Source organism: Lactobacillus kimbladii (assembly GCF_014323605.1).
In the GTDB taxonomy this organism is placed as follows: Bacteria; Bacillota; Bacilli; order Lactobacillales; family Lactobacillaceae; genus Lactobacillus; species Lactobacillus kimbladii_B.
Genome location: NZ_SCMB01000001.1, coordinates 295,678 through 318,314, shown reverse-complemented (window position 1 = coordinate 318,314; position 22,637 = coordinate 295,678). Strand labels below are relative to the sequence as shown.

Genomic DNA, 22,637 nt, shown 5'->3' with positions numbered 1-22,637 from the left:
TATCATAAAAGGAGTTTTTATATATCATGGATGAAAAACAGTTACCTAAACTTTCAAATTATAGGTGGGTAATTTTAGCAATAGCTGCTTTGCTTGACGCAATTAGTAGTTACATTCAATTTCAGATTTCTGCTTTAGCTGTCCAAATTATGCCAGCGTTGCACATTTCACCAGCACAATTTCAAAGTTTATTAATGGCACCAATGCTTATTGCAGTTTTCTTAAGTATTCCTGCCGGCTCTCTTGCTGATAAGTTCGGAGCTAAGAAAATCGTTTCTGTTGGTTTGGTTATCTCAGTACTAGGTGCATATGGTCGCCTTTTTGCTAATAACTTTATCACAATGTTTATTTTCCTGTTACTTTTTGGAGTTTATATGGCTCTGTTAAATGCTAATACTCTGAAAATCTTTGGTACCTGGTTTAAACAAGATACTAATACAGCTATGGGTGTCTTCTTTGCTTCTGCCAGTGTCGGAATTATGCTATCCCAAGCTACCAGTTCTTTATTCCCGACTGTTGAAAAGGCATATATCTTTTCATCAACGGTACTATTGGTTTTAGCTGTTTGCTGGATGATCTTTGTTAAAGACACTCCTAAGGGTGAAGAAGTTCCACAACCTCAAACAGAACAAGGCAAATCTGAGTCATCGTTTGAATTCTTCAAGGCTGCTGCCAAAAGTAAGAAAACTTGGTATGTTGCTTTAGCCGTTGGCTTTGGTATGGGTGCTAGTGAAGCCTTTTCAGGCATTTTGCCCCAAGCATTTGCTGCCAGAGGAATGACTCCTGCAGCTGCTGGTGTGGTTGCTTCTGTTGCTACTATTGGTAGTTTAGCAGGTTCACTCTTTGGCCCAGCAATTATCAATAAGGCCAAAAAGGCTAAACCAATGATGATTGTTATTACTGCTCTTGGTGGTCTGTTGATGGCCATAACTTGGTATATTCCATTAGGAATGCCATTAAGCATTGCACTAATCCTTGGCGGCGTATTTGGCGCTATGACTGGTCCTATTATGCAGGCTATGCCAATTACATTCCCAGAGATCGGTCCTAAGAACGCTGGTAGTGCTGGTGGACTTGTTGGTACAGTATCACTGCTATTATCATTCTTCCTTCCAGTTATTATTTCTTCAATTGCTGGTAAGAACTATGCATTAACCTTTATTATTCAAGGTCTTGTATTTGTAGTACAAATTATCGTACTGGCAGTTTTACCAGACGCAAACGCTGCTCGTCGTCATGCTGAATAAGATTTTTTAAAGTGAAAGGGGTCATTTACATGGCAAAAAAAATAACCGAGAACCCAGGAAAGTATACCGGTTCTGGTCAAGGTAAGGAAAGTCAAATTAATCTTGAAGTTGAGGTTGACTCAGACAAGATAGTAAATGTTAAACCGTTAGATAAATATGCTCCCGATAGTTTAGCTGATAACGCATTTAAGAAAATGGCACAAAAAATTGTGGATCAGCAATCAGTCGATGTTGATGTTGTTTCTGGTGCTTCTGAAACTTCACACGGTATTATTGAAGGCGTTAAAGAAGCCTTGAATAAGGCAGGGGTTGACTTTGATGCCCTTAAAGAAAATGGTGGCCAAACTGCTGGCAAGAAGGAAGAAACTATTGATGTTGATGTCGCAGTAGTTGGTGCCGGTGGTGCAGGCGTAGCAGCCGCTTTAGCAGCTCGTCAACATGGTGCAAGTGTAGCTTTGCTTGAAAAAACCATTTCTCCACTTGGTGCGACTACTTTTGCTGGTGGTATGTTTGCCGGCGACAGTCAACAACAAAAAGATCAAAATGCGGTTGTTTCTAAGAAATGGCTTTATGACGAATACATGGATGCCTCCCAAGGCTACATGAACTCAATTCTTGTGCGCCGCATTATCGACGAATCAGGTAAGACGGTTGACTGGTTAAATGAAAACGGTGCAATTATGAAATTGGTTGACGCTGGTACAGGTGGCAGTTACGATCACATTGGTATGCCAGCCACTCTTCATGGCTATCAAGAAGGTGGCACTAAGGCCGTAACCAAACTAATTGAAAAATTCAAGTCAATCGGTGGCAAGATGTACTTTGGCTTTGCAGGTAAAAAATTGTTGCAAGATAGTGCAGGTAAAGTCACTGGTTTAATTGCCGAAGGTGATGAAGAAACTCTTCACGTTAATGCTAAGAAAGTAGTTATTGCAACTGGTGGCTTTGGTGGCAGTCCTGAAATGCGCAAAAAGTATCTTGGCGACGTCAGCACGCAAGGTCAAGTTTTGCAAAATACTGGTGATGGTTTGAATATGGCCTGGGATGCTGGTACTGCTCACCACATTAATGGCTCAACGCACTACTTCTGGCAAACTTTTAGTGATAAAGATATTGGCGAAATGGCTAAACTTGTTGGTCCAAACTGGATGCCTGTCAATGCCCTAGCTGATTTTCCGAACTTGCGTGTTAATAATCGTGGTCAACGTTATGCTAGTGAAACCCATGCAATAGATTTCGCTGTTCACGGTGCAGAATTGTCAGAACAACCACAACAAACTGAATTTGTTGTCTTTGACCAGGCAATGCTGGATAAGATTAAAGAAGGCGGCACAGTTGCAATCGAAGACCACTATGGCAAGTGGAAGAATCATCATCAATTTTACATGGAATTTAACTTCCCAACGGATACTGATGAAAATATTAAGCACGAACACGAGAAGACAGACTTTACTTCATTATTGAATAAACTGGCTTCAACCAATGTTATTTTTATTGCAGACACCATCGAAGAATTAGCTGAAAAGATGGGTGTTGACAAAGATAATTTGGCTAAATCAGTTGAGCAATACAACAACGCTAAGAAGAAGGGCGAGGATGACTTGTTCTTCTCTGATACCAAGAGAATGATTCCAGTAGAGCAGGGTCCATTTTACGCTGTGAAATTCATCGCCCGTAACCTGGGCACTCTTGGTGGTGCAACCATTGATGAAAAAATGCACGCCTTAGCTCCAAATGGTGAACCAGTACCAAACCTTTACGTAGCTGGTGCCGATGCCTCAGGAATGTATGGCAAAGCTTACGTTGATTTTGAAGGTGGTACTTTAGGCTTTGCTTATATTTCTGGTAGACTAGCCGGAATTGATGCGGCTGAAACTGCTAAAGCCTGTAAGTAGATTATGGCAAAAATCATGTATGAATTAATTGATTTGTACATAATTTTTACTAGAGGAACAAATTATGACACAAGAAAAATATGATGTAGTTATTGTGGGAGCAGGTCTTGCAGGCTTTGCTGCTGCAGATGAAGCTGTCGACAATAATTTAAAGACCTTGCTGGTCGAAAAAGGTAAAACAACCGGTGGCACTGGTAACTATGTTGAAGGAGTTTTCGCTGCCGATTCCGAACTGCAAAAAAAGGATAATGCAACTCTTGATAAAGATGATTTGCTCAAAGAGGAGTTAACTTATTCGCACTATAAAGCAGATGGCAAAATGTGGCAAAAATACATTGCCAATGCCGGCAAAAATGTTTCCTGGCTCGAAGATCATGGTGCTAAAATTGAAATGGTAGCAAATTTAGGTTCTGGAGCTAGAACTTGGCACTTGTTTAAAGGCAAGGGTCATGATGCCATTCACAATGGTTTAGAACCATATGCTAAGAAGAAGGGCATCACCATAGTTACCCTAACTAGCGTGACTGATCTAAAACAAAATGCTGACCACACTTTTGATGTTACTCTAACTAATGTTGTAGCAAAAACTACTAAAGTTGTTAATGCTAAGAATGTGGTTTTGGCTACCGGTGGTTATTTAAATGACCAAAAGTTGTTAGAAAGTACGCCTCACCAAAACCCAGACAATATTATTCCAGTTAACTCTGGTAAAAATACGGGAGACGGTTTGAGATTGGCCTGGAAGTTGGGCGCTAAGAAGTACTTTACCGGAATGGCGATGATGTTTGGCGGTCAATTGAAAGATAAGACAGTCCCATCATTTAAATTGTGGGGTACCGCTATCTGGAGTTCAGTTTGTGATCAACCGCAAATGTGGGTTAACGAACTGGGCGAGCGCTTTGTCGACGAAAGTGCAGCTGTGGTCAACTGGGCTAATGAAGGCAATTCAATGAACCGTCAAGACCGCGTCTTCTGCATTTTTAGCCAAAAGATCTTGGATGACTTTACTGACAAGTCTTATCCAAGATCCATGAAACCATTTGTTCCAGAAGACAGATATCCCACTTTGCGTGATGATATTGCCAAAGCCGAAAAAGAAGGCCGCGAATACCTGCATAAAGCTGCAACGCTGGAAGAATTAGCTCGAGAAATTGATACCCCTAACCTAGTGGCATACGTCAAGCACTATAATGAAATGGCTGCAAACGGTGAAGATACTGATTTTCATAAGCCAGCTAAATACATGTTGCCAGTAGATGGCGCTGGCCCGTTTTATGCTATCGAATTAGGTGTGGGTGCCTATACTACCGGTGACGGCTTGCGGGTTAACACTAATAATGAAGTATTGGATACTAAAGGTAGACCAATTGAGGGTTTGTATGCTATTGGTGGCGATGGCTCTGCAGTTCTTTATGGTGACACCTATGGTGTTAATATTCCGGGAACACATGCAGGATTTTGTATCTTTTCAGGTCGTAATGCAATTAAAGCAATTGCAGCCCGGAAGTAAAATAATCAAAAAAATAATTTCTAAAATAATAAAATAAAACACTATACCAGCGAAAAAGCCAACTCATTTAATATGAGCTGGCCTTTTTGTATGAGTTCTTAAATTATGCGTTGGCTTTTACAAATTGATCAATTTCATCTAAATATAATTGCTTTTGCCGTTGACTTATCCAGGAAGTTTCAAAAGAATTTTTAGCAAGTTGCACGATTTGGTTCTGAGAAAGATCATATTTTTGTGCTAAAGCATAATAATTATCGCTAATATAACCTTTAAAGTAGGCAGGATCATCTGAGTTAATAGATACTTTGACTCCTGCATTCAAAAGATCGATTACTTCTTTACCTTTCATTTCTGGTGAAACAAAACTGTTAGATAATGGGCAAGATGTTAAGCCAATCTGTCTTTTGGCTGCTAATTCTACCAAATCTGGATCTTCCACGATATTGGTACCGTGATCAAGACGTTCAACCTCCATAATTTCTAAAGCTTGACGGATATGTTCGATTGAATCTTTTTGATCAATATCACAGTGAGTGGTGATATGAAGTCCAGCAGCTGCTGCATCTTCAAACTGGCGGGCAAATTTTAGCGGTGGATTGTTATGCTCATCAGAATCAAGTCCAATACCAATAATTTTATCTTTGTATTTCAGACCTTCTTTCAGTGTTTTTCTTGCTGATTCCTTTGAAAAATCACGTAAAAAGCACATGATTAGATGAGCATCAACGTTTAATGCCCGTGCATCAATAGTAGCTTGATAAAGACCATTGAGTGCAACTTCAAATGGGATGCCGCGGCTAGTATGAGCTTGGGGGTCAAAAAATAGTTCTACATGTCTAACGTTGTTGGCGGCAGCCTTAGTTAAATAGGCCCAGGCCAAGTCGTAAAAGTCTTCTTCAGTTTGTAAAACATTCATTGCTGGATAATAGACAGCTAGAAATGATGCCAAATCATGGTAATTATAAGTCTTTTGGACATCTTCAATTGTAGTTTGTCCTATATCCACATGATTACGTTTAGCTAATTTTAGTTTCAATTCAGGTTCTAAAGTACCTTCAACATGCAAGTGCAATTCGGCTTTAGGCAGGCCACGAGTAAATTCTGGTGTAACGACTGAACTCATATAATCCTCCTTAATAATGTTCTTGCTTTTTTACTTTTTATTTTAGTTTAGCACAATTTTTATAATAAAAATAGAGTTAAAAACGAACAAATTAAAGAGCATTGACGGATATGTTCCTAATAAAATACCTAACTAAGAATCTAGTTAGATAAAATAATTAAAAATTCCAATTAAATATTTTAGTCGCAATGGCGCCATTTTGCGTCCGTTAAAATGCGAGCAGTAAGTAAACCGATTGGCAGAGCAGTAATAATCATTAAAGCATCCATAATCCAATAAGCACCGACATTAATGTTAGTAATACCAAAATTAAAGACAGCGCGATACATGTATAAACCGGGGACCATGATGACAATTGCGGGAACCGTGATTGCAATGCGGGGAAAACCAACTTTATCCCGCACAAAACTGGCAATTAATCCTGCTAATAATGCTCCGATGAAAGCTGCTAGGGCGACGGGAACGTGATTAAATTCAACTAGACTTAAACGCAAGGTATTTGCTAACGCACCAATAAGTGCCGCTACAGTTGCCATTGATACTTTGGCGTTAAACATGATTGAAAAGCCAAAAACACCGCAAAAACTGGCAATAATTCTAAGCATTGTTAATAAAGCCGGATTAAGATTTAATTTGGGCATGGTACCTGGCGACAAATTGAGCATAGTAGCCATGCCCCAGCCTACCATTGCCGCAATCATAACAACTAAGATAGCATAAGCCAGCCTTTCAAGACCAGATCGCATATCAAGCTTTGACATATCAAGGCCAGAAGTAATAAAAGGGAATCCAGGTATGACATAAAGCATCGAACCGATGTAACCATAAGCATGATTGTTACTCCAGCCACAAATTAATGTGCCTAATCTAAAACAGATGAAATAAACGGCGCAGGAAAGCGCTACGCCAACAGTTATTTTGGCGACCAAAGTAACTTTTTTCTTCCCTAATAATTGGCGCAAATAGTTGCCAATAAAGGCTCCAAAAAATGTGCAAAACATTTCCGGTATTCCGCCACCAAGTAGAAAAATAAAACTAGCACACGCCAGGCCGGCACTCAAAGCGGAAATGATTAAAGGATAATTTTGAGTATGGCGTTCAATTTGATTCAGTTTGTAGTGAACAGCTCCAATTGTCAAATAATTATTTTCAGCTTCAAATTTACGGACAAATTCTTCCATTTCATTGAGCTTGTTCATATTTACTTCCGTAGTTGGTAAGGAAAGAGTCTGTGAGTATGATTTGTTATCAACATCAAAGCAGGTATAGCTAATAGTTACTAAACCAATGTCAGCTGAACAAGTGATTTTGAGTGCCCTTGCAATGGTATTCATCGAATCGCGCACGCGCCAGGCTCCAGTGCCGCATTGCAGCAGCATTATACCAATTCTTCCGACTAAAGACCCTTTTTCTACCAAGGTGATATCTTTGACTAAGGTATCATCTGAACTTTTGAAGAACTCTTTCCAATGAATTCTCATATGGTGTTTACTAGAAATCTTGGGATATGATTCTGGAGTCTGCTTGTCTTTCATAACTAAATTTATGACCCTTCTTTTGATAACGTAATATTTTAATTTTACCACACTCGTGGTTGGACCAATTTTGTAGAATTGAGTTTTTAAAAACATGTTTATTATAAAAAAGTGTAGTATACTACAGTATGATAAAATATTAGTCTGAGATTTACTTCTAAGGGAATTAATATGACAACTTTTTTGAATCGAATTGGTCCCAAAATTAAAATTGCAAATACTTTGATTGAAAAGGAATTAAACAAGCAGTTTGCAGAAATCTTTAAAGATTATTCTTTAACAGGTGCCCAAATTTCTCTGATGATTTATTTATATGAATCAAAAGCGCGGCAAATTACCCAAAAAGAAGTGGCAGATGCGTTTGTGCTGAGTCATCCTACAATTAGAGGAATAGTTAAACGCTTAGAAGCAAATAAGTTAATTGTTACGTCGCGTTTAGAAAATGATCAAAGGCAAATTGTTTTAAGGCTTTCGGATAAAGGCTTTCATTTAATTGACAAAAATATTGCCAAGATTCGCACAATAATGACAAATATTAATACTCGTATTACCAAGGGGTTGTCTCAGCAAGAAATTTTAAATCTTGAACAAGTTTTAAAAAGAATTTCGGATAATTTTTAATTATTATTAGCAAAAGTGTAGCATGCTACATAGATGAAAGGATAAAAATGATCAAAAATATTTCTAGTAAAAAAAGAAATTTAATGATGGCTGTTTTACTATTTGGAGCATTTGTTTCGCTGTTGGCCGAAACTTTTCTTAATAATGCTCTGCCAACAATAATGACGGTTTTTAAAGTTAATCAATCAACTGCTCAATGGCTTACTACTTCTTATTTATTGGTCGTAGGGCTAATGATTCCCATGTCGGCATGGATCTTTGAATCATTTAACTTAAGACAAAACTTTTTAACAATGATGCTTATTTTTTTAGCAGGTTCACTTATTTGTGTTTTTGCGCCTAATTTTCCGGTGCTATTGCTAGGCAGAATTATTGAAGCAGTTGCGGCTGGTAGTTTAATGCCTTTTATTCAAAATGTCATTTTACTTATCTTTCCTCCTGAAAAAAGAGGTGTGGCGATGGGAATTACTGGACTAGTAATTGGTTTTGGACCTGCTGTTGGTCCCACAATTTCAGGATTAATTTTAAAATATGCAGACTGGCAAATGCTTTTTATCATTTTAAGTATTGCCAGTGGTATGGTAGCCATTTGTGCAACTTTTTGTATGCAAAATATCATTGAACCCCATAGAAACACTACCGATTTAATATCATTTATTGAATCAATTGTCGGCTTTGGTTTAATTTTGTACTCCCTGTCAGATATTGGGAACACTGGTAAAGTTACGATTACAATAGCTGCATTCTTTACAATAGGTCTGCTAATTATTCTGTTATTTTGTCGTCGGCAGTTGCATATGAAAAAACCTTTGCTTAATATTAGAGTTTTTCAAAATTTAAAATTTGATTTGTGTACTTTATTAAGTACTATTAGCAACATTTCAATGGTAGGAATTGAATTAGTTTTACCTTTATATTTACAAACTACTAGACAAGAGAGCGCATTAACCTCTGGTTTAGTAATGATGCCAGGGGCTCTATTAATGATCATTTGCAATCCTGTATCGGGCGTTTTATTTGATAAATTTGGTATTAAAAAATTGGCACTTTTTGGTTTTTCTATGCTTTTATTAGGGACGTTCCCAATGACTGTTTTTAATAGCAAAACAAGTCTGGCTTTAATTAGTTTGTGTTATGCCTTACGCATGGTAGGCATTTCTTTTACTATGATGACAACTTTTACCGCAGGCATCAACGTGGTAGAACCTCAAATGACTGCACATGCTAATGCGGGTTCTTCTACAGTAAGACAAATCGGTGGCTCACTGGGAACGGCATTATCAATGTTAGTAATTAGCTTGTGTGCAAGTGGCGCTTCAAATGCTGAGACTGCAAATTTGACAGTTGCATACCGCTGGGGTTTTGTCTTAATGCTGACTTTTGCAATAATCGGATTTTTAGGCTCATTATTCTTGTCTGAAAAAGAAAAATAAAAAATTTGTTGAATTAACCACAAATAAGGCAAAACTAGTTAAGATTTTACTGTTGCTTGTTTTTAAGTAATATCAACTAATAATTCAGTATTAGTTAAACTTGAATTATCAGTTGATTTTTTATTTATATGACTAAAAAATGTTAATCCTGCTCGTTTTTGCCAGAAAATGACAAATTATGATTGAAAATGATTGCTTTTAATTATTAAACCGCATAAAATACTGTCTGGAGGTTAAATGTATGTTAACGCAGGAACGGCAAAAAGTGATTGAAGACTACGTTAACCAGCATGGACTGTGCCGGGTGAGTGATCTTTGTTCAATGACTTCAACATCCGAATCAACGATTAGGCGTGATCTTAACCAGATGGAAGAACAAGGCTTAATCAAAAGAGTACATGGTGGTGCGCAGTCAGTCAAAAGCTTCACTCATGATGTGTCTCAACACATTCGTTTTTCAATGAATCATAATGATAAAAAACTAATCGCTCAGTATGCTGTTAAAAACTATGTCCATCAAGATGATTACATTTTTATTGACGCAGGTACGACAACTTATGAAATGGTTCCTTTTATTGCCATGACTCCAGGAGTAACGATTGTCACAAATGGTTTAGAAACTGCACTTTGTGCCCTTAATCATGGAATTGAGACTATACTTTTAGGTGGTCGGATTAAAGAAAATACTCATGCTGTGGTGGGGCAAACTGCTCTAAAACAATTGCAGCAAATGAACTTTTCTGCCAGTTTCGTTGGCACCAATGGACTTGATAGCCAGGGGAACTTGACTACACCCGATACTGAAGAAGCAGCAATTAAGAAAATTGAAATTGCTCAGGCCGATCAGGCATACATTTTGACCGATACTTCTAAAATTGGTGAGCGCAGTTTTGCGACTTTTGCACAAGTAAAAGACGTAACAGTTCTTACTACTTCTTTAAGTGCCAAGAATAAAAAATTGTTGCCCGCTAAAATTAATTTGAAGGAGATTTGCTAATGATTTATACGGTTACCGTTAATCCTGCTTTGGATTATGTAATTCAATTAGAGCAGGTTAACCGTGGTGAAGTTAATCGTGCTGATAACTGCACGTTTCTGGCAGGCGGCAAGGGAATTAATGTTTCCCAAATTCTTAACCAGTTGGATATTGATAATACTGCCTGGGGCTTTGTTGGTGGTTTTACTGGCAAAGAGTTAGTACGTCAGCTAAACCAGCGCCGCATTGTTAATGATTTTGTCACTATATCTGATGTGACCCGCGTGAACGTTAAAGTACATGCAGAAGAGGAGTCAGAGATTAATGCCGCTGGTCCTAATATTACAGATCAGGAAATAATTGCTTTTAAGGCACGCCTTAGCGATTTGCAAAAAGGTGACATTGTGGTTTTGAGTGGTTCCTTAGCACCAAGCTTGCCAGTAGATTTTTATAAAGAACTTCTACCTATTATTAAAGAAGCAGGGGCAGAATTTGTAATTGACACAACTGGTCAGGCTTTGCTAGATACTTTAAGTTATAAGCCACTGGTAATTAAACCAAATCACCACGAACTAGCTGATTTATTCAAAACTACATTTGAGTCAGATCAGGAGATGCTTGAGTGTGCGCGCAAATTGCTTGACATGGGTGCCCAAAATGTTATGGTCTCCATGGCAGGTAAAGGTGGCTACTTGATTACACCTAAGCATTTTTATCATGCCAAAGCAGCTGTTGGTACTGCCGTTAATTCCGTTGGAGCTGGAGACTCCATGACAGCTGGCTTTGTCGGTACTTATGTTAAAACAAAAGATCCGGCCGAAAGTTTCCGTATCGGTATGGCCTGTGGAGCTGCTACAGCCTTTACTAAAGATATTGCTGTTAAAAGTCAGATTGATGCGGTCTTGCCGCAAATTAATGTTGAAGAAATTTCGTAATTTGAGGAGAATTTAAAATGAAAATTAAAGATATTTTGGCTCCTGAATCCATGATTATGGCGCTTAAAGCGACTAACAAAGAAGATGCCATTAAGGAAATGGCTGACCTAGAAGTCAAAACCGACATCGTCAATGACGAAGATGAATTCATTAAGTCAATTTGGGCTCGTGAAAATGAATCTACCACTGGTATTGGTGATGGAATTGCGATGCCCCATGCCCGTAACAAGACAATTAACAAGGCTCGTGTGCTTTTTGCTAAAAGTGAAAAAGGAATTGATTACAATTCGCTTGATGGTCAACCAGTTCATTTATTCTTTATGATTACTGCACCTGCTGGTGCCGATAATACTCACCTTGAAGCTTTAGCTAAATTATCCGGTTTATTAATTGATCCTGATCTGGTTAATGCTCTTAAAAAAGCCCAAACTCCTGAAGAAGTGATTCAGCTTTTTGAAGATGCAGAACAGCAAAAGGATGAGGCTAAAAAAGCCGAAAAAGAGCAAGCCGCAAGTGCTAGTGAAACTAAAAAGGAAGAAAAACCTTTAATTGTCGGCGTTACTGCATGTATCAACGGTATTGCCCATACTTATATGGCCCAAGAGGCTTTGATCAAGGCCGGTAAAAAACGTGGCGTTGATGTCCGCATTGAAACCAACGGTTCAGAAGGTGTCAAAGATAAATTGACCGCTGATGAGATTAGCCGCGCTCAAGGTGTTGTTATTGCGTCTGACAAGAAAGTTGACATGCCTCGTTTTGATGGCAAGCCGTTAATTTCTCGTCCAGTTGTTGACGGTATCAACAAACCTGACGAATTGATTGATAACATTTTGAATTCTAAAGCTAGCGTTTACCATTCAAACGGTGAAAAGAGCAGCGATGATAGTGACAATGCTAAAGAAGGCGTTTGGGGCTCAATTTACAAGAATCTCATGAACGGTGTTTCCCACATGTTGCCATTTGTTATCGGTGGCGGTATTTTAATGGCAATCTCCTTTATTGTGGAAAACTATGCTGGTGGTCCAAAATCTCCTGCATTTATTTTCTTGAACAATGCCGGTAACATGGCTTTTGCGTTCATGGTGCCAATTCTATCAGGTTACATCGCTGAATCAATCGGTGACTTACCGGCTTTAATGCCTGGTTTTGTCGGCGGATTTATGGCGACAGTTTATAGTGGCGCTTACGGTGGTGCTTATGTTGCCAATGTGGTAACTAATGCTAAATCACCTGCCGGTTTCTTAGGTGGTCTGGCTTCTGGATTTATTGCCGGATACTTGGTAGTCGGCTTAAAGAAATTGTTTGCTAAATTGCCGAAGTCTCTTGAAGGAATGAAGCCAATGCTCATTTATCCAATCTTGAGCCTGCTCTTCATTGCTCTTATCATGTACTACATTGTTAACCCAATCTTTAGTGCAGTTAACTTCGCCATTACTAACTTTTTAAACCAAATGGGTACGGGCAACTTAGCTGTTTTGACAACTATTTTAGCTGCCATGATGTCAATTGATATGGGTGGACCTTTCAACAAGGCTGCTTACGTCTTTGCCTCTGGTGCTTTTGCCAACGACCCACATTCAACTGTTGCTGCTGTAATGATGGCTGCCGTAATGGTTGGCGGTATGGTACCACCATTTGCGACTGCAATTGGTACGACTTTCTTTAAGAATAAATATACTTTAGATGAACGCCGTGCAGGTTTAACCAACTGGATTTTAGGCTTTTCCTTCATTACTGAAGGTGCAATTCCGTTTGCTGCAGCTGATCCTGGACACGTTCTGCCTTCATGCATCATTGGTTCTGCTGTTGGTGGTGCCTTAGTGGGCATATGGCGCATCGGTGTTCCTGCACCTCACGGTGGTCTCTGGGTATCTCCGCTTGCTAACCATATTGTGCTTTACTTTGTTGCTACTCTTATTGGCTCCATTGTTGCAGGCATCATTTTAGGTCTGTGGAAAAAGCCAGTAGATCAATCAGAAAATAATTAATCAAGTTGAACTTTTATTAATATTAAAAAATTGGCATCAAGCTGTATAAGCAGCTTGATGTTTTTTACTTGTATAATAAATTTTAAAAACTTAGTGAATTTAAGGCACAGATTTAATCATTTCAGGCACTATTTTGAGCAGTTGAATACGATTACTATTGCGTAAGCTAAAAAAATTGTCATACTTATATGATATAAAAGGTAAATTCTATCTTAGTTTACGGATTGGAGAAAATCGTGTTCAATCTATTCATATTATTATCAGAACGCCTGGGTATTATTATGATTCTGGCGTTTCTCCTTGTTAACATGCGCTTTTTTAGAGATTTAATTGAAAAAAGAACTCTAAAATCGCAAATCTGGTTATTTATCATTTTTTCACTCTTTGTTGTCATTGCCAATCTCACCGGTGTAGAAATTTCAAGTTCAAAAGAAATAGTTACCCCACTTATTCTGACAGAATTACCTCAATCTGATTCAATAGCAAATACCAGGATGCTAGTTATCACTACCGCCAGTCTGACTGCTGGACCCTATGTAGGACTTTTAGTTGGTTTAGTGGGTGGTTTGCACCGCGTAATTTTTGGTGGCTTTTCGGATTATTTTTATATTGTCAGTTCAGTTCTAATCGGATATTTAATTGGCGTTTTAGGTGATAAGGTTAAGAAAAATAATTTGTACCCTTCAACCTTTTGGGTAGCAGTTTTATCTTTTTTAGCAGAACTAATTCAGATGGCCTTTATTTTTGCATTTCATGGCTTCGGCTTGATTAAATTAATTTTTGTACCCATGATATTATTGAATACAATTGGCTCTTGCTTGTTTATAGAAATTTTGAAAACTTATCTATCAAATGAGCGTCAATTGCGTGCTGTTCAAACCAAAGATGTTTTGGAATTGGCTAATAAAACATTGCCTTATTTTCGGCATGGCCTAGACTTTGATTCTGCAGAGCATGTCTGTAAAATTATCAAAAAATACACTAATTTTGATGCGGTAGGCTTAACTGATCGCGTTAATGTACTGGCCCATGTTGGCGCGGGACAAGATCACCACATTGCCGGTGAACCGGTAATAACTGATTTATCAAAAACGGTTATTGCTTCAGGACATGAAAAACTGGCACATTCAAAAGAAGAAATTGGTTGTCCCCATCAAGATTGCCCATTAACGTCTGCTATCGTTTGTCCACTGCAAGTAAATAAAAAAACGATTGGCGCACTAAAGCTGTACTTTTGTGCTGAACAAGAAATGACTGTGGTCGAAGAAAATCTGGTTCGTGGTTTGGCTATGATTTTTTCCGGTCAATTGGCTATTGGTATTGCAGAACAGCAGACCAGTTTGGTTAATGAAGCGGAAATTCGGGCATTACAAGTGCAAATCAATCCGCATTTTTTCTTTAATGCAATTAATACAATTGGCGCCTTAATGAGGGTTAACGTTAGCGAGGCTCATAGAGCTTTAATGCAGCTTAGTACATTTTTCAGATTAAGCTTGAAAAATGGTCAGGCAAAAGAAATCACACTTGATCAGGAAAAAAGGTATGTTAGTGCTTATACTGGAATCGAGGAGCTGCGTTTTCCGCATAAATTTAAGATTGACTATCAAATCAGTGTGCCCGATAGTACGCTGCTGCCATCGTTTTGTTTACAAATCTTTGTGGAAAATGCTATCAAGCATGCTTTCAAAGGCAGAAAAACTGGTAACAAAATTATCATTAATTTAAGTCAAAAAAAGGATTACTTGCAGATCTTAGTAAGTGATAATGGCGTTGGTATTAAATCGGAAATTTTAAAAAGGCTGGGTCAAGAACCAATAAGTGAATCTGGTGGCAGCGGGACAGCACTTTATAATTTAAATAAGCGGCTGATAGGCTTATATGGGACTAATAGTCAATTGCATATCAAAACTGGTGAGAAGGGAACGACTTTTCAAACCGAGATACCACTAAAACAAGCTGAAAAAAATGATTTTGAAGGTTAAGAGGGAGCTAAAAATGAGAATTTTGGTAGTTGATGATGAACCACTAGCCCGCACTGAATTATCTTATTTGATTAAAAAAAGTTCAGTCTTAAATAAGCAAACCGTTAAACTCTACGAAGCAGAAGATATCAAAGAAGCACAGGGAACTTTGCTTAAATATAAAATTGATTTACTGTTCTTGGACATTTCACTTAATGAAGAAAATGGCTTTGAATTGGCTGATGAATTGAAGCAACTGAGTTATTCACCGATGATTGTATTTGCTACTGCATATGATAATTATGCTGTGAAGGCTTTTGACGTTGGTGCACTTGACTATGTACTGAAACCATTCGAACAAGAGAGGGTAGATCAGGCACTGCAAAAAGCTGTGAAAGTTTTAAACAGTCAAAATAATAATTCTGTGCAGGTCCAAAAATCGGGAAGTGATATTCTTAGTATTGAGCTTGAAGATCGCAATGTGGTTATTAAGAAACTGGAAGTAATAGCTGCAACGGTTAATAATGGTGTACTAACAATTGAAACGAGCAAGCAAAAATACGAAACACGCAAGACCTTAGCTTGGCTCAAGGAACGCTTAACAGAGCCATGCTTTTTACAAGTCCACAGAAATGCCATTGTAAATATTGAAGATATCAAGGAGGTCCAGCCCTGGTTTAATCATACCTTGATGTTGATTATGAATAATAATTCTAGAGTTCAGGTAGGGAGATCTTACCGCAAGGAATTGAATCAGAAATTAGGCTTATAAATAACTCATTAATTTATATTGACTTGTGAATTTGCTTTAGTGCAGTTCACAGGTCATTTTTTGCAATTCACGAGTTAATCGCTTACAAAAATCGTATTTTCTATTATCTTATTACTTGAAAGCAAGAAAGCTGAAAATGAGAAAGGAAATCGATCTTATGAAAAAAGAAAAAACAAAATCAGCTCCAATTTTAGTACAAATGTTTATTTATGCTGCAATTTTGTTTGTGGCACAAGTAATTTCTGATTTGATGCCAAAGTCTTTTCCCGTACCGACTCCAGTAATAGGGTTAGTTTTACTTTATTTTTTATTAACTGTTCACGTAATCAAAGTTGAATGGGTTGATTCTTTTGGCAGCGCATTAATCTCACTAATTGGTTTTATGTTTGTTCCTTCTGGAATTTCATTAGCTGCAAATTTAAAGATTATGCAGGAACAGGGAATCCAACTGATTATAGTGGTAATAGCTTCTACAATAATTTTATTAGTTGTTACTGCTTATACAACTAAATTCTTTAGTTGGGTTATAGGAAAAGTAACTAATAATCAACTAACTATTATTAATCACAAAAAAGTAGGGGATGTTAAATAATGCAATATATTACGAATCCATTATTTGGAGTTTTCTTGTCATTAATTGTATTTTTAACCGGACAATGGCTGTTCAAAAAATCAAAAGGTTTTTTCCTTTTTCAACCACTCTTTGTAGCAATGGTTTTAGGAATAGCAATTCTGATTATCCTTGCTAAGTGCTTTGACGTTTCAACAGCTACTGTTTATGCTAAAGCTTATAAACCAGGTGGAGATATTATTTTCTGGTTCATTACGCCAGCTACAATTGCTTTCGCAGTACCGTTGTATAAGCGTAATGATGTTGTAAAGAAAAACTGGCTGGTAATTCTTTTAGGGTTGGTTTTCGGTACGCTAATTTCAATGGCTTTAATAACACTTGTTGCTAAAGCAGTCGGTTTAAATACTGTCGGCATAAAGTCAATGCTAAGTCAGTCTGCTACTACTGCAGTAGCGATGCCAATAACAAAAGCTATTGGGGGCAATGCCTCTGTTACAGCTATGGCATGCATACTCAATGCTGTAGTAATTTATGCCTTAGGCAAGCAATTAGTTAAGTGGTTCAACTTGAACAGTGATCCATTAGGAACTGGCTTGGGGTTAGGCTCTGCAGGACATACTATCGGTTCAGCTTTTGCATTGGAAATGGGTTCTGTGCAAGGAGCTACTGCTGCAGTAGCAGTTGTGGCCACAGCTTTAGTAGATAATCTGTTAGTTCCAGTTTTTGCCCATTTAATTGGGTTGTAGTTTATAATTTTATAGTTGTTTTGTTTACTTACTCAGAAAGCACGCGAATTTATGGCGTGCTTTTTGATTACCTTAAATTTATTTTTTTAAAGCAATGAAATTGTAACAAAACTATAATAGGGCGTTGCTTTTAAAGCACTCCCTAATTAGTGTATAATGGTTATTAATTGTAAGTAACTTTTATTTTGTACTGCAATTAAAAAAGTTGCCTTATTACCTAAAAACTACACTTAAATACGAAAAGGAATGACAACAATATTGAAATTTGTTAAATTTAAAAAATTATTTGCTGCAGTTACCTTATTAGGCATAGTTCTTTTAACATTAGGTGCATGTTCACAAAAGTCACACAAAAGCAGTAAGATATCAATTATGACGACGACGAATGTCTATTCTGACATTGCTCAAAATATAGTTGGCAAATATGGCAAAGCAGAAGCAATTATTAAAAAATCTGCAATTGACCCTCACGATTTTCAACCTACTACTAACGACGCTAAGGCTCTATCTAACGCAGACATAGTAATAGAAAATGGCTTAGGTTACGACAGTTGGATGGATAAATTGGCTTCTTCAGTTGACAAAAAGCCGGTTCGCGTTGGTGAAGACTTGATGGGTTTAAAAAAGGGAGATAATCCGCATATTTGGTTTGATTTGACTATGCCCACTAAGTATGTTAATTACTTAGTTAAGAGCTTGTGCAAAAAGGATCCAAATCATGCTCATTATTATAGAAAAAATGCGAAAAGATATTTAGCTAAAATTGCTCGTATTAAAAGAGCTTCGGCTAAATTAAATCATCACGTGGAAAAACCGGTTTATGTCAGTGAGCCAGTTTTTGATTATGCGTTAAGTTCTGTCAATATTAAAGTCGCAAATAAAGATTTTGAGAAAGCAATCCAAAATAATACAGATCCGAGTCCAGCGGCTGTTCAAAAAATGACTGATGGCATTAAGAAACGAAAAATTGCATTTTTTGTGATCAATGAACAAACTTCAAGTTCTACAGTAGACACTTTTCTAAAATTGGCTAAAAAGCAAAATATTCGTATCTTAAAAGTAAGAGAGACCATCCCGGATAATACTAATTATCTTGACTGGATGAATGATAGTTATCAGGATTTGGCTGAAGTAGTCCGAAAATGATTATTATGAGGCGTTAAAAATGAAGAAATTGATTGCCGTTTTAGCTTTAGGAGCGAGCATTGCAACTGTTGCTGCTCCAGAGACGATGATAGTACAAGCAAGTACAATTAATGATACTGCTAAGCAAAATAGTTTCAGCGGTGTAACTTATGCAGAACAAGTATTAGCGCAAGAAGGTATTAAATATAACGATTTTTCTGCTGCTAATCCGATTAATTATCGCAATGGCAAGCCTGAAGGCGTTGTTATTCACGAAACTGCAACACCCAATGCTACTGCACGTAATGAATGTATTTATTTTAATCGTGAATGGATGAATATTTATTCTTATGTTCATGCTTTTGTGGATAAAACAGGTGTCATTCAAATGACAAGCCCAGATTACGGTGTATGGGGTGCTGGTCCTGTTGCTAACAACCGTTTTGTTCAGGTAGAACTGTGTGAAGAAAACAATCTGGCTGATTTTGCCAAAGGCGTGAATAATGACGCAATTTATGTTGCGCAAATTTTGCACAGATATAATTTGGAACCTGACAACGCTGTTCATGATGGCAAAGGGACAATTTGGTCTCACCATGCTGTGTCTACCTTTTTAGGAGGTACTGATCATACTGATCCGGATGGTTACTTTGCTAAATGGGGTTATTCAATGGATGATTTCTTTGATCTGGTTAAATATTATTATGATCAAGGAACGCCAGCTGATAATGCACCTGTTGATAATGATACAGTAACTCCACCAGCACCTGCAACACCTGCTAAAAAGCCGGCTGTTCTACCTAAGCCAGTTGCTACCAAAGTCTTAATTCATAATGCATTGGTTTATGATGAAAATGGTGTGGCGACTGATTTACCAACTAAAAAGGCTGGTACCAAGTTAACAATTTATGGCAATCAAACCATTAAAAAAAGAAAGTATTTGCAAATAGGTGTTAATCAATATGTTGTTGCCAGCAACGTTGAAGGCAAATTACGTCCATTAAGCCACAATGCTTACCTTTACGATGGCAAAGGGAAACGGGTTGGTACAAACAAGTTATACCGCGGCAATTATGTGCGGACATATGGCGGTCGCGTTAAGATTAAGGGTCGTAAATATTACCCAATTGATGTTAATCAATTTGTCAAAGTGGGCAATTTTAAATAGATAATATAGGAAAATACAAATTGTCTGATATTTTAGAAGTTAATAATCTCTCAATGAGATTTGATAAAAATAATGTTTTTGAGAACTTAAAGTTCAAGTTAAAAAGGGGCTCATTGACTGCACTGTTAGGTCCCAATGGTACTGGAAAGACTACCTTAATAAATATTTTAATGAAGATGTTGACTCCTAGCTCGGGATCTTTTACATTTGCAGACGATGTTCGTCTGGGTTATGTACCGCAGTTTCGCAATATTGATGCTGAATATCCATTATCAATTGAGGCTTTTGTGGGTTTGAATGCACCGATTATTAAAAACAGCCGAACTAAGGAAGCAATAAAAAAGCAGTTAGAGGAAACCAATTTATACCAAATTAAAAATACTCGTATGGGGGAAGCTTCAGGCGGGCAAAAACAAAGAGCCTATTTAGCTCAAGCCCTGCTTGATAATCCTAATATGATTATTTTAGATGAAGCTACGGCAAGTCTTGATCCTATGGCAAAAGATGAGCTGATGAAGCTGATCAGACATTTGAATGAAAAACATAAAATAACAGTTTTGTTTGTAACTCATGATATATCATTAGCTCACAAGTATATGCAAAACTATTTATATTTAAATCATGGTCAAATTGAACATGGCGAAATGTCCCAATTTAAGGAGGCATATGAATAATGTTTGCATATGGCTTTATGCGTAATGCATTTTTGGCGAGTACTTTTATTGCGATAACTTGTGGCACTGTTGGTGTCTACGTAGTCGCACGTAATTTTAGTTTTTTGGCACACACGCTTTCCGAAATTGGTTTTGCAGGTGCTGCATTTGCAGTTTGGCTGGGAATTGGGCCTTTGTGGGGGATGCTTTTATTCACTCTCTTGGGTTCTATCAGTGTTGGGGAATTGTCACTTCATAGTGAACAAAAGGAATCCTCAATTAGTGCTATTTCAGCTCTATTTACTGGTTTAGGAGTGCTGTTTCTTGCCATTTCAGGTGCTAACAGTAATTATGCTACGAATATTTTATTTGGCAGTATTATCGGCGTTGATCATCAGGGCGTGATCCAACTTATAGCTCTTTCTATAATTGTATTGTTGATGATTTTTAGCATTCAGCGCTCATTAAATTTCGATTCATTTGACCATATTGGTGCTCTTGCTCATGGAGTAAAAACTGGTGCAGTCAGTGTTATTTTTTTAATTGCTCTGGCGATGTCGGTATCAATTGGTGCTCAAATAGTGGGCTCGCTTTTAGTTTTTATTTTGCTAACATTACCACCAGCCACTGCAAACTATTTAGGGAAAACAATTCCGGCGATGATTGGCTGGTCTGTCTTTTTTGCCTTGATTGGCGTCTGGCTTGGTCTATATTTGGGCTATATTACGAATTTGCCAGTAACTTTCTTTATAGCTGTCATCGAAGTTGCGGTGTATCTTGTTACCTATTTCACTCATATTATTAAGCATAATTTATAGTAATTATTAATATAAAAATAACATTAATTATTATTTTTGCTTTACTTTGTGAAAAAATATACAGTGGGAATCCCGTTATTTAAACATTTATTTTTAAATTTCACTAACTTTTGTAAGCATTTACATGTATAATAGAAGTTGGAAATATTAAATAAAGAAGGAGTCTTAAAAATGACATCATATTATAATGGTTTTCCCCAAAGTGATCGTGACGAAACACTAAAGATGATTAACCTCGATGAGCTTGAGGAGCGTGCAAAGAAAGTTATGCCAGAAGGTGCATATTACTATATTGCTTCAGGTTCAGAAAATGAGTGGACTTGGCGTAATAACACCACTGCCTTTAATCACTTTCAAATTGTCCCACGTGCTTTGACCAATATGGATAGTCCTCAACTGGATACTGAATTTATGGGTATGAAATTAAAGACACCTGTAATGATTTCACCTATTGCCTGCCATGGTATCGCCCACAAAGATGCAGAAATTGCTACTCAAAAGGGTGCAGCTGCAGCAGGTGCTTTGTTTGCCTCAAGTACGTATGCTAATAAGAGTGTAGAAGAGATTGCGGCAGCAGCTCCAAATGCACCACGTTTCTTCCAACTTTATCTCAGCAAAGACTGGGGCTTCAACAAGATGGTCTTTGATGCAGTTAAAAAAGCTGGCTACAAGGGCATTTTCCTGACAGTAGATGCTTTGGTATCAGGCTTTCGTGAAGCTAACCTCAGAACTAAGTTTGCCTATCCTGTTCCACTAGACTTCTTTACTCGTTACCAAGGAGCAAAGGGTGAGGGCCAAACTGTAGCGCAGATGTATGCTTCTTCAGCCCAAAAAATCGGACCAGAAGATGTTAGACGCATTAAGGAAATGTCTGGTTTACCTGTCTTTGTTAAAGGCGTTGTTTGTGCTGAGGATGCATATTTAGCTATGGGCGCTGGTGCTGATGGTATTTATGTTACCAACCATGGTGGTCGAGAAGTTGATTGCGGTCCTGCTACTATTGATATGTTGCCGGAGATTGCTAAAGCTGTTAACCACCGTGTACCAATAGTCTTTGACTCAGGTGTTCGTCGTGGTTCGCATGTCTTTAAGGCTTTGGCACTTGGTGCCGATATGGTTGGTGTTGGTCGTCCATACTTATACGGCCTTGCACTTGGTGGCGCTAAGGGCGTTCAATCAGTTATTGAGCAATTGAACCAAGAATTATTAATTGATATGCAATTGACTGGCTGCAAGACAATTGAAGATGTTAAACACGCCAAGATTACTCATATTAATTACACTGCCGACAACTTGAAGTCAAATACTGATCCTACAAGAGTTAAGCCATATCCTGTAACAGCTGAGAATCAATTAAAAGAAGATGACTCAGACGCTGTAACTGGTGCTTCTCAAGCATAGTTAATTTAAAAGCTTAAGTATTCAAATCGCTCTGCATATATTAGCTGCTCTAACTAATGTGCAGAGCTTTTTTTATTGCTTAAAAAATGATTGTTTTTAATTAATAGTTGTAATTTAATTTTTATATCTTTATAATTGTAATAATAAAATTATTAATGG

Annotated in this window: 19 protein-coding genes; 17 read left to right on the top strand and 2 right to left on the bottom strand. The window is 37.6% G+C overall.

Annotated elements, in window-relative coordinates; translation table 11 throughout:
* Nucleotides 1–26 precede the first annotated feature (26 nt).
* From ERK18_RS01570 to ERK18_RS01560, 3 genes are all read left to right on the top strand, one after another.
* Nucleotides 27–1,247, top strand: a complete 1,221-nt coding sequence (locus ERK18_RS01570; RefSeq protein ID WP_122052919.1) for an MFS transporter — start codon at nucleotides 27–29, stop codon at nucleotides 1,245–1,247.
* A gap of 29 nt (nucleotides 1,248–1,276) precedes the next feature.
* Nucleotides 1,277–3,142 (top strand): FAD-dependent oxidoreductase, encoded by a 1,866-nt coding sequence (locus ERK18_RS01565; RefSeq protein WP_187154002.1) that lies wholly within the window; start codon nucleotides 1,277–1,279, stop codon nucleotides 3,140–3,142.
* A 64-nt stretch (nucleotides 3,143–3,206) separates the two neighbouring features.
* Complete coding sequence (locus ERK18_RS01560; RefSeq protein WP_187154001.1) at nucleotides 3,207–4,652, top strand: FAD-dependent oxidoreductase; 1,446 nt, start codon at nucleotides 3,207–3,209, stop codon at nucleotides 4,650–4,652.
* Nucleotides 4,653–4,755: 103 nt separating this feature from the next.
* Here ERK18_RS01560 and add read toward each other — a convergent pair whose 3' ends face one another.
* Nucleotides 4,756–5,775: an adenosine deaminase gene (add, locus tag ERK18_RS01555; RefSeq protein ID WP_187154000.1), complete on the bottom strand. Its 1,020-nt coding sequence runs from the start codon at nucleotides 5,773–5,775 to the stop codon at nucleotides 4,756–4,758.
* A 179-nt stretch (nucleotides 5,776–5,954) separates the two neighbouring features.
* Nucleotides 5,955–7,310: a threonine/serine exporter family protein gene (locus tag ERK18_RS01550; protein ID WP_187153999.1), complete on the bottom strand. Its 1,356-nt coding sequence runs from the start codon at nucleotides 7,308–7,310 to the stop codon at nucleotides 5,955–5,957.
* A gap of 171 nt (nucleotides 7,311–7,481) precedes the next feature.
* Here ERK18_RS01550 and ERK18_RS01545 point away from each other — a divergent pair, with 171 nt between their 5' ends.
* From ERK18_RS01545 to ERK18_RS01480, 14 genes are all read left to right on the top strand, one after another.
* A complete protein-coding gene (locus ERK18_RS01545; protein ID WP_187153998.1) occupies nucleotides 7,482–7,931 on the top strand; it encodes a MarR family winged helix-turn-helix transcriptional regulator in 450 nt (149 codons plus the stop codon).
* 47 nt (nucleotides 7,932–7,978) lie between these two features.
* Nucleotides 7,979–9,364: an MDR family MFS transporter gene (locus tag ERK18_RS01540; protein ID WP_187153997.1), complete on the top strand. Its 1,386-nt coding sequence runs from the start codon at nucleotides 7,979–7,981 to the stop codon at nucleotides 9,362–9,364.
* A 241-nt stretch (nucleotides 9,365–9,605) separates the two neighbouring features.
* Entirely contained in the window at nucleotides 9,606–10,361 is a 756-nt protein-coding gene (locus ERK18_RS01535; protein WP_187153996.1) for a DeoR/GlpR family DNA-binding transcription regulator, read from the top strand.
* Complete coding sequence (gene pfkB, locus ERK18_RS01530) at nucleotides 10,361–11,275, top strand: 1-phosphofructokinase (RefSeq protein ID WP_187153995.1); 915 nt, start codon at nucleotides 10,361–10,363, stop codon at nucleotides 11,273–11,275. Before ERK18_RS01535 ends, pfkB begins: the two co-directional genes overlap by 1 nt.
* Nucleotides 11,276–11,292: 17 nt before the next feature.
* Nucleotides 11,293–13,263, top strand: a complete 1,971-nt coding sequence (locus ERK18_RS01525; RefSeq protein ID WP_187153994.1) for a PTS fructose transporter subunit IIABC — start codon at nucleotides 11,293–11,295, stop codon at nucleotides 13,261–13,263.
* Between the two features lie 281 nt (nucleotides 13,264–13,544).
* Entirely contained in the window at nucleotides 13,545–15,245 is a 1,701-nt protein-coding gene (locus ERK18_RS01520) for a LytS/YhcK type 5TM receptor domain-containing protein (protein ID WP_187154260.1), read from the top strand.
* 13 nt (nucleotides 15,246–15,258) lie between these two features.
* A complete protein-coding gene (locus tag ERK18_RS01515) occupies nucleotides 15,259–15,996 on the top strand; it encodes a LytTR family transcriptional regulator DNA-binding domain-containing protein (protein ID WP_046332615.1) in 738 nt (245 codons plus the stop codon).
* A gap of 157 nt (nucleotides 15,997–16,153) precedes the next feature.
* Complete coding sequence (locus tag ERK18_RS01510; RefSeq protein WP_187153993.1) at nucleotides 16,154–16,588, top strand: CidA/LrgA family protein; 435 nt, start codon at nucleotides 16,154–16,156, stop codon at nucleotides 16,586–16,588.
* A complete protein-coding gene (locus tag ERK18_RS01505) occupies nucleotides 16,588–17,313 on the top strand; it encodes an LrgB family protein (RefSeq protein WP_034978143.1) in 726 nt (241 codons plus the stop codon). Before ERK18_RS01510 ends, ERK18_RS01505 begins: the two co-directional genes overlap by 1 nt.
* 246 nt (nucleotides 17,314–17,559) lie before the next feature.
* Nucleotides 17,560–18,459, top strand: coding sequence for a metal ABC transporter solute-binding protein, Zn/Mn family (locus ERK18_RS01500; RefSeq protein WP_187153992.1), 900 nt, complete (start codon nucleotides 17,560–17,562; stop codon nucleotides 18,457–18,459).
* Nucleotides 18,460–18,478: 19 nt separating this feature from the next.
* Nucleotides 18,479–19,606 carry an SLAP domain-containing protein gene (locus ERK18_RS01495; protein ID WP_187153991.1) on the top strand — a complete coding sequence of 376 codons (1,128 nt, stop codon included), beginning with the start codon at nucleotides 18,479–18,481 and terminating at the stop codon, nucleotides 19,604–19,606.
* A 53-nt stretch (nucleotides 19,607–19,659) separates the two neighbouring features.
* On the top strand, nucleotides 19,660–20,280 hold the full coding sequence (locus ERK18_RS01490) for an ATP-binding cassette domain-containing protein (protein ID WP_109587028.1): 621 nt from the start codon (nucleotides 19,660–19,662) through the stop codon (nucleotides 20,278–20,280).
* The gene (locus ERK18_RS01485; protein WP_109586748.1) at nucleotides 20,280–21,077 is read left to right on the top strand and encodes a metal ABC transporter permease; all 798 of its coding nucleotides are present in this window, start codon (nucleotides 20,280–20,282) and stop codon (nucleotides 21,075–21,077) included. The genes ERK18_RS01490 and ERK18_RS01485 overlap by 1 nt, the downstream gene beginning before the upstream one ends.
* 171 nt (nucleotides 21,078–21,248) lie before the next feature.
* The gene (locus tag ERK18_RS01480; RefSeq protein ID WP_109586747.1) at nucleotides 21,249–22,478 is read left to right on the top strand and encodes a lactate oxidase; all 1,230 of its coding nucleotides are present in this window, start codon (nucleotides 21,249–21,251) and stop codon (nucleotides 22,476–22,478) included.
* The last annotated feature ends 159 nt before the right edge of the window (nucleotides 22,479–22,637 follow it).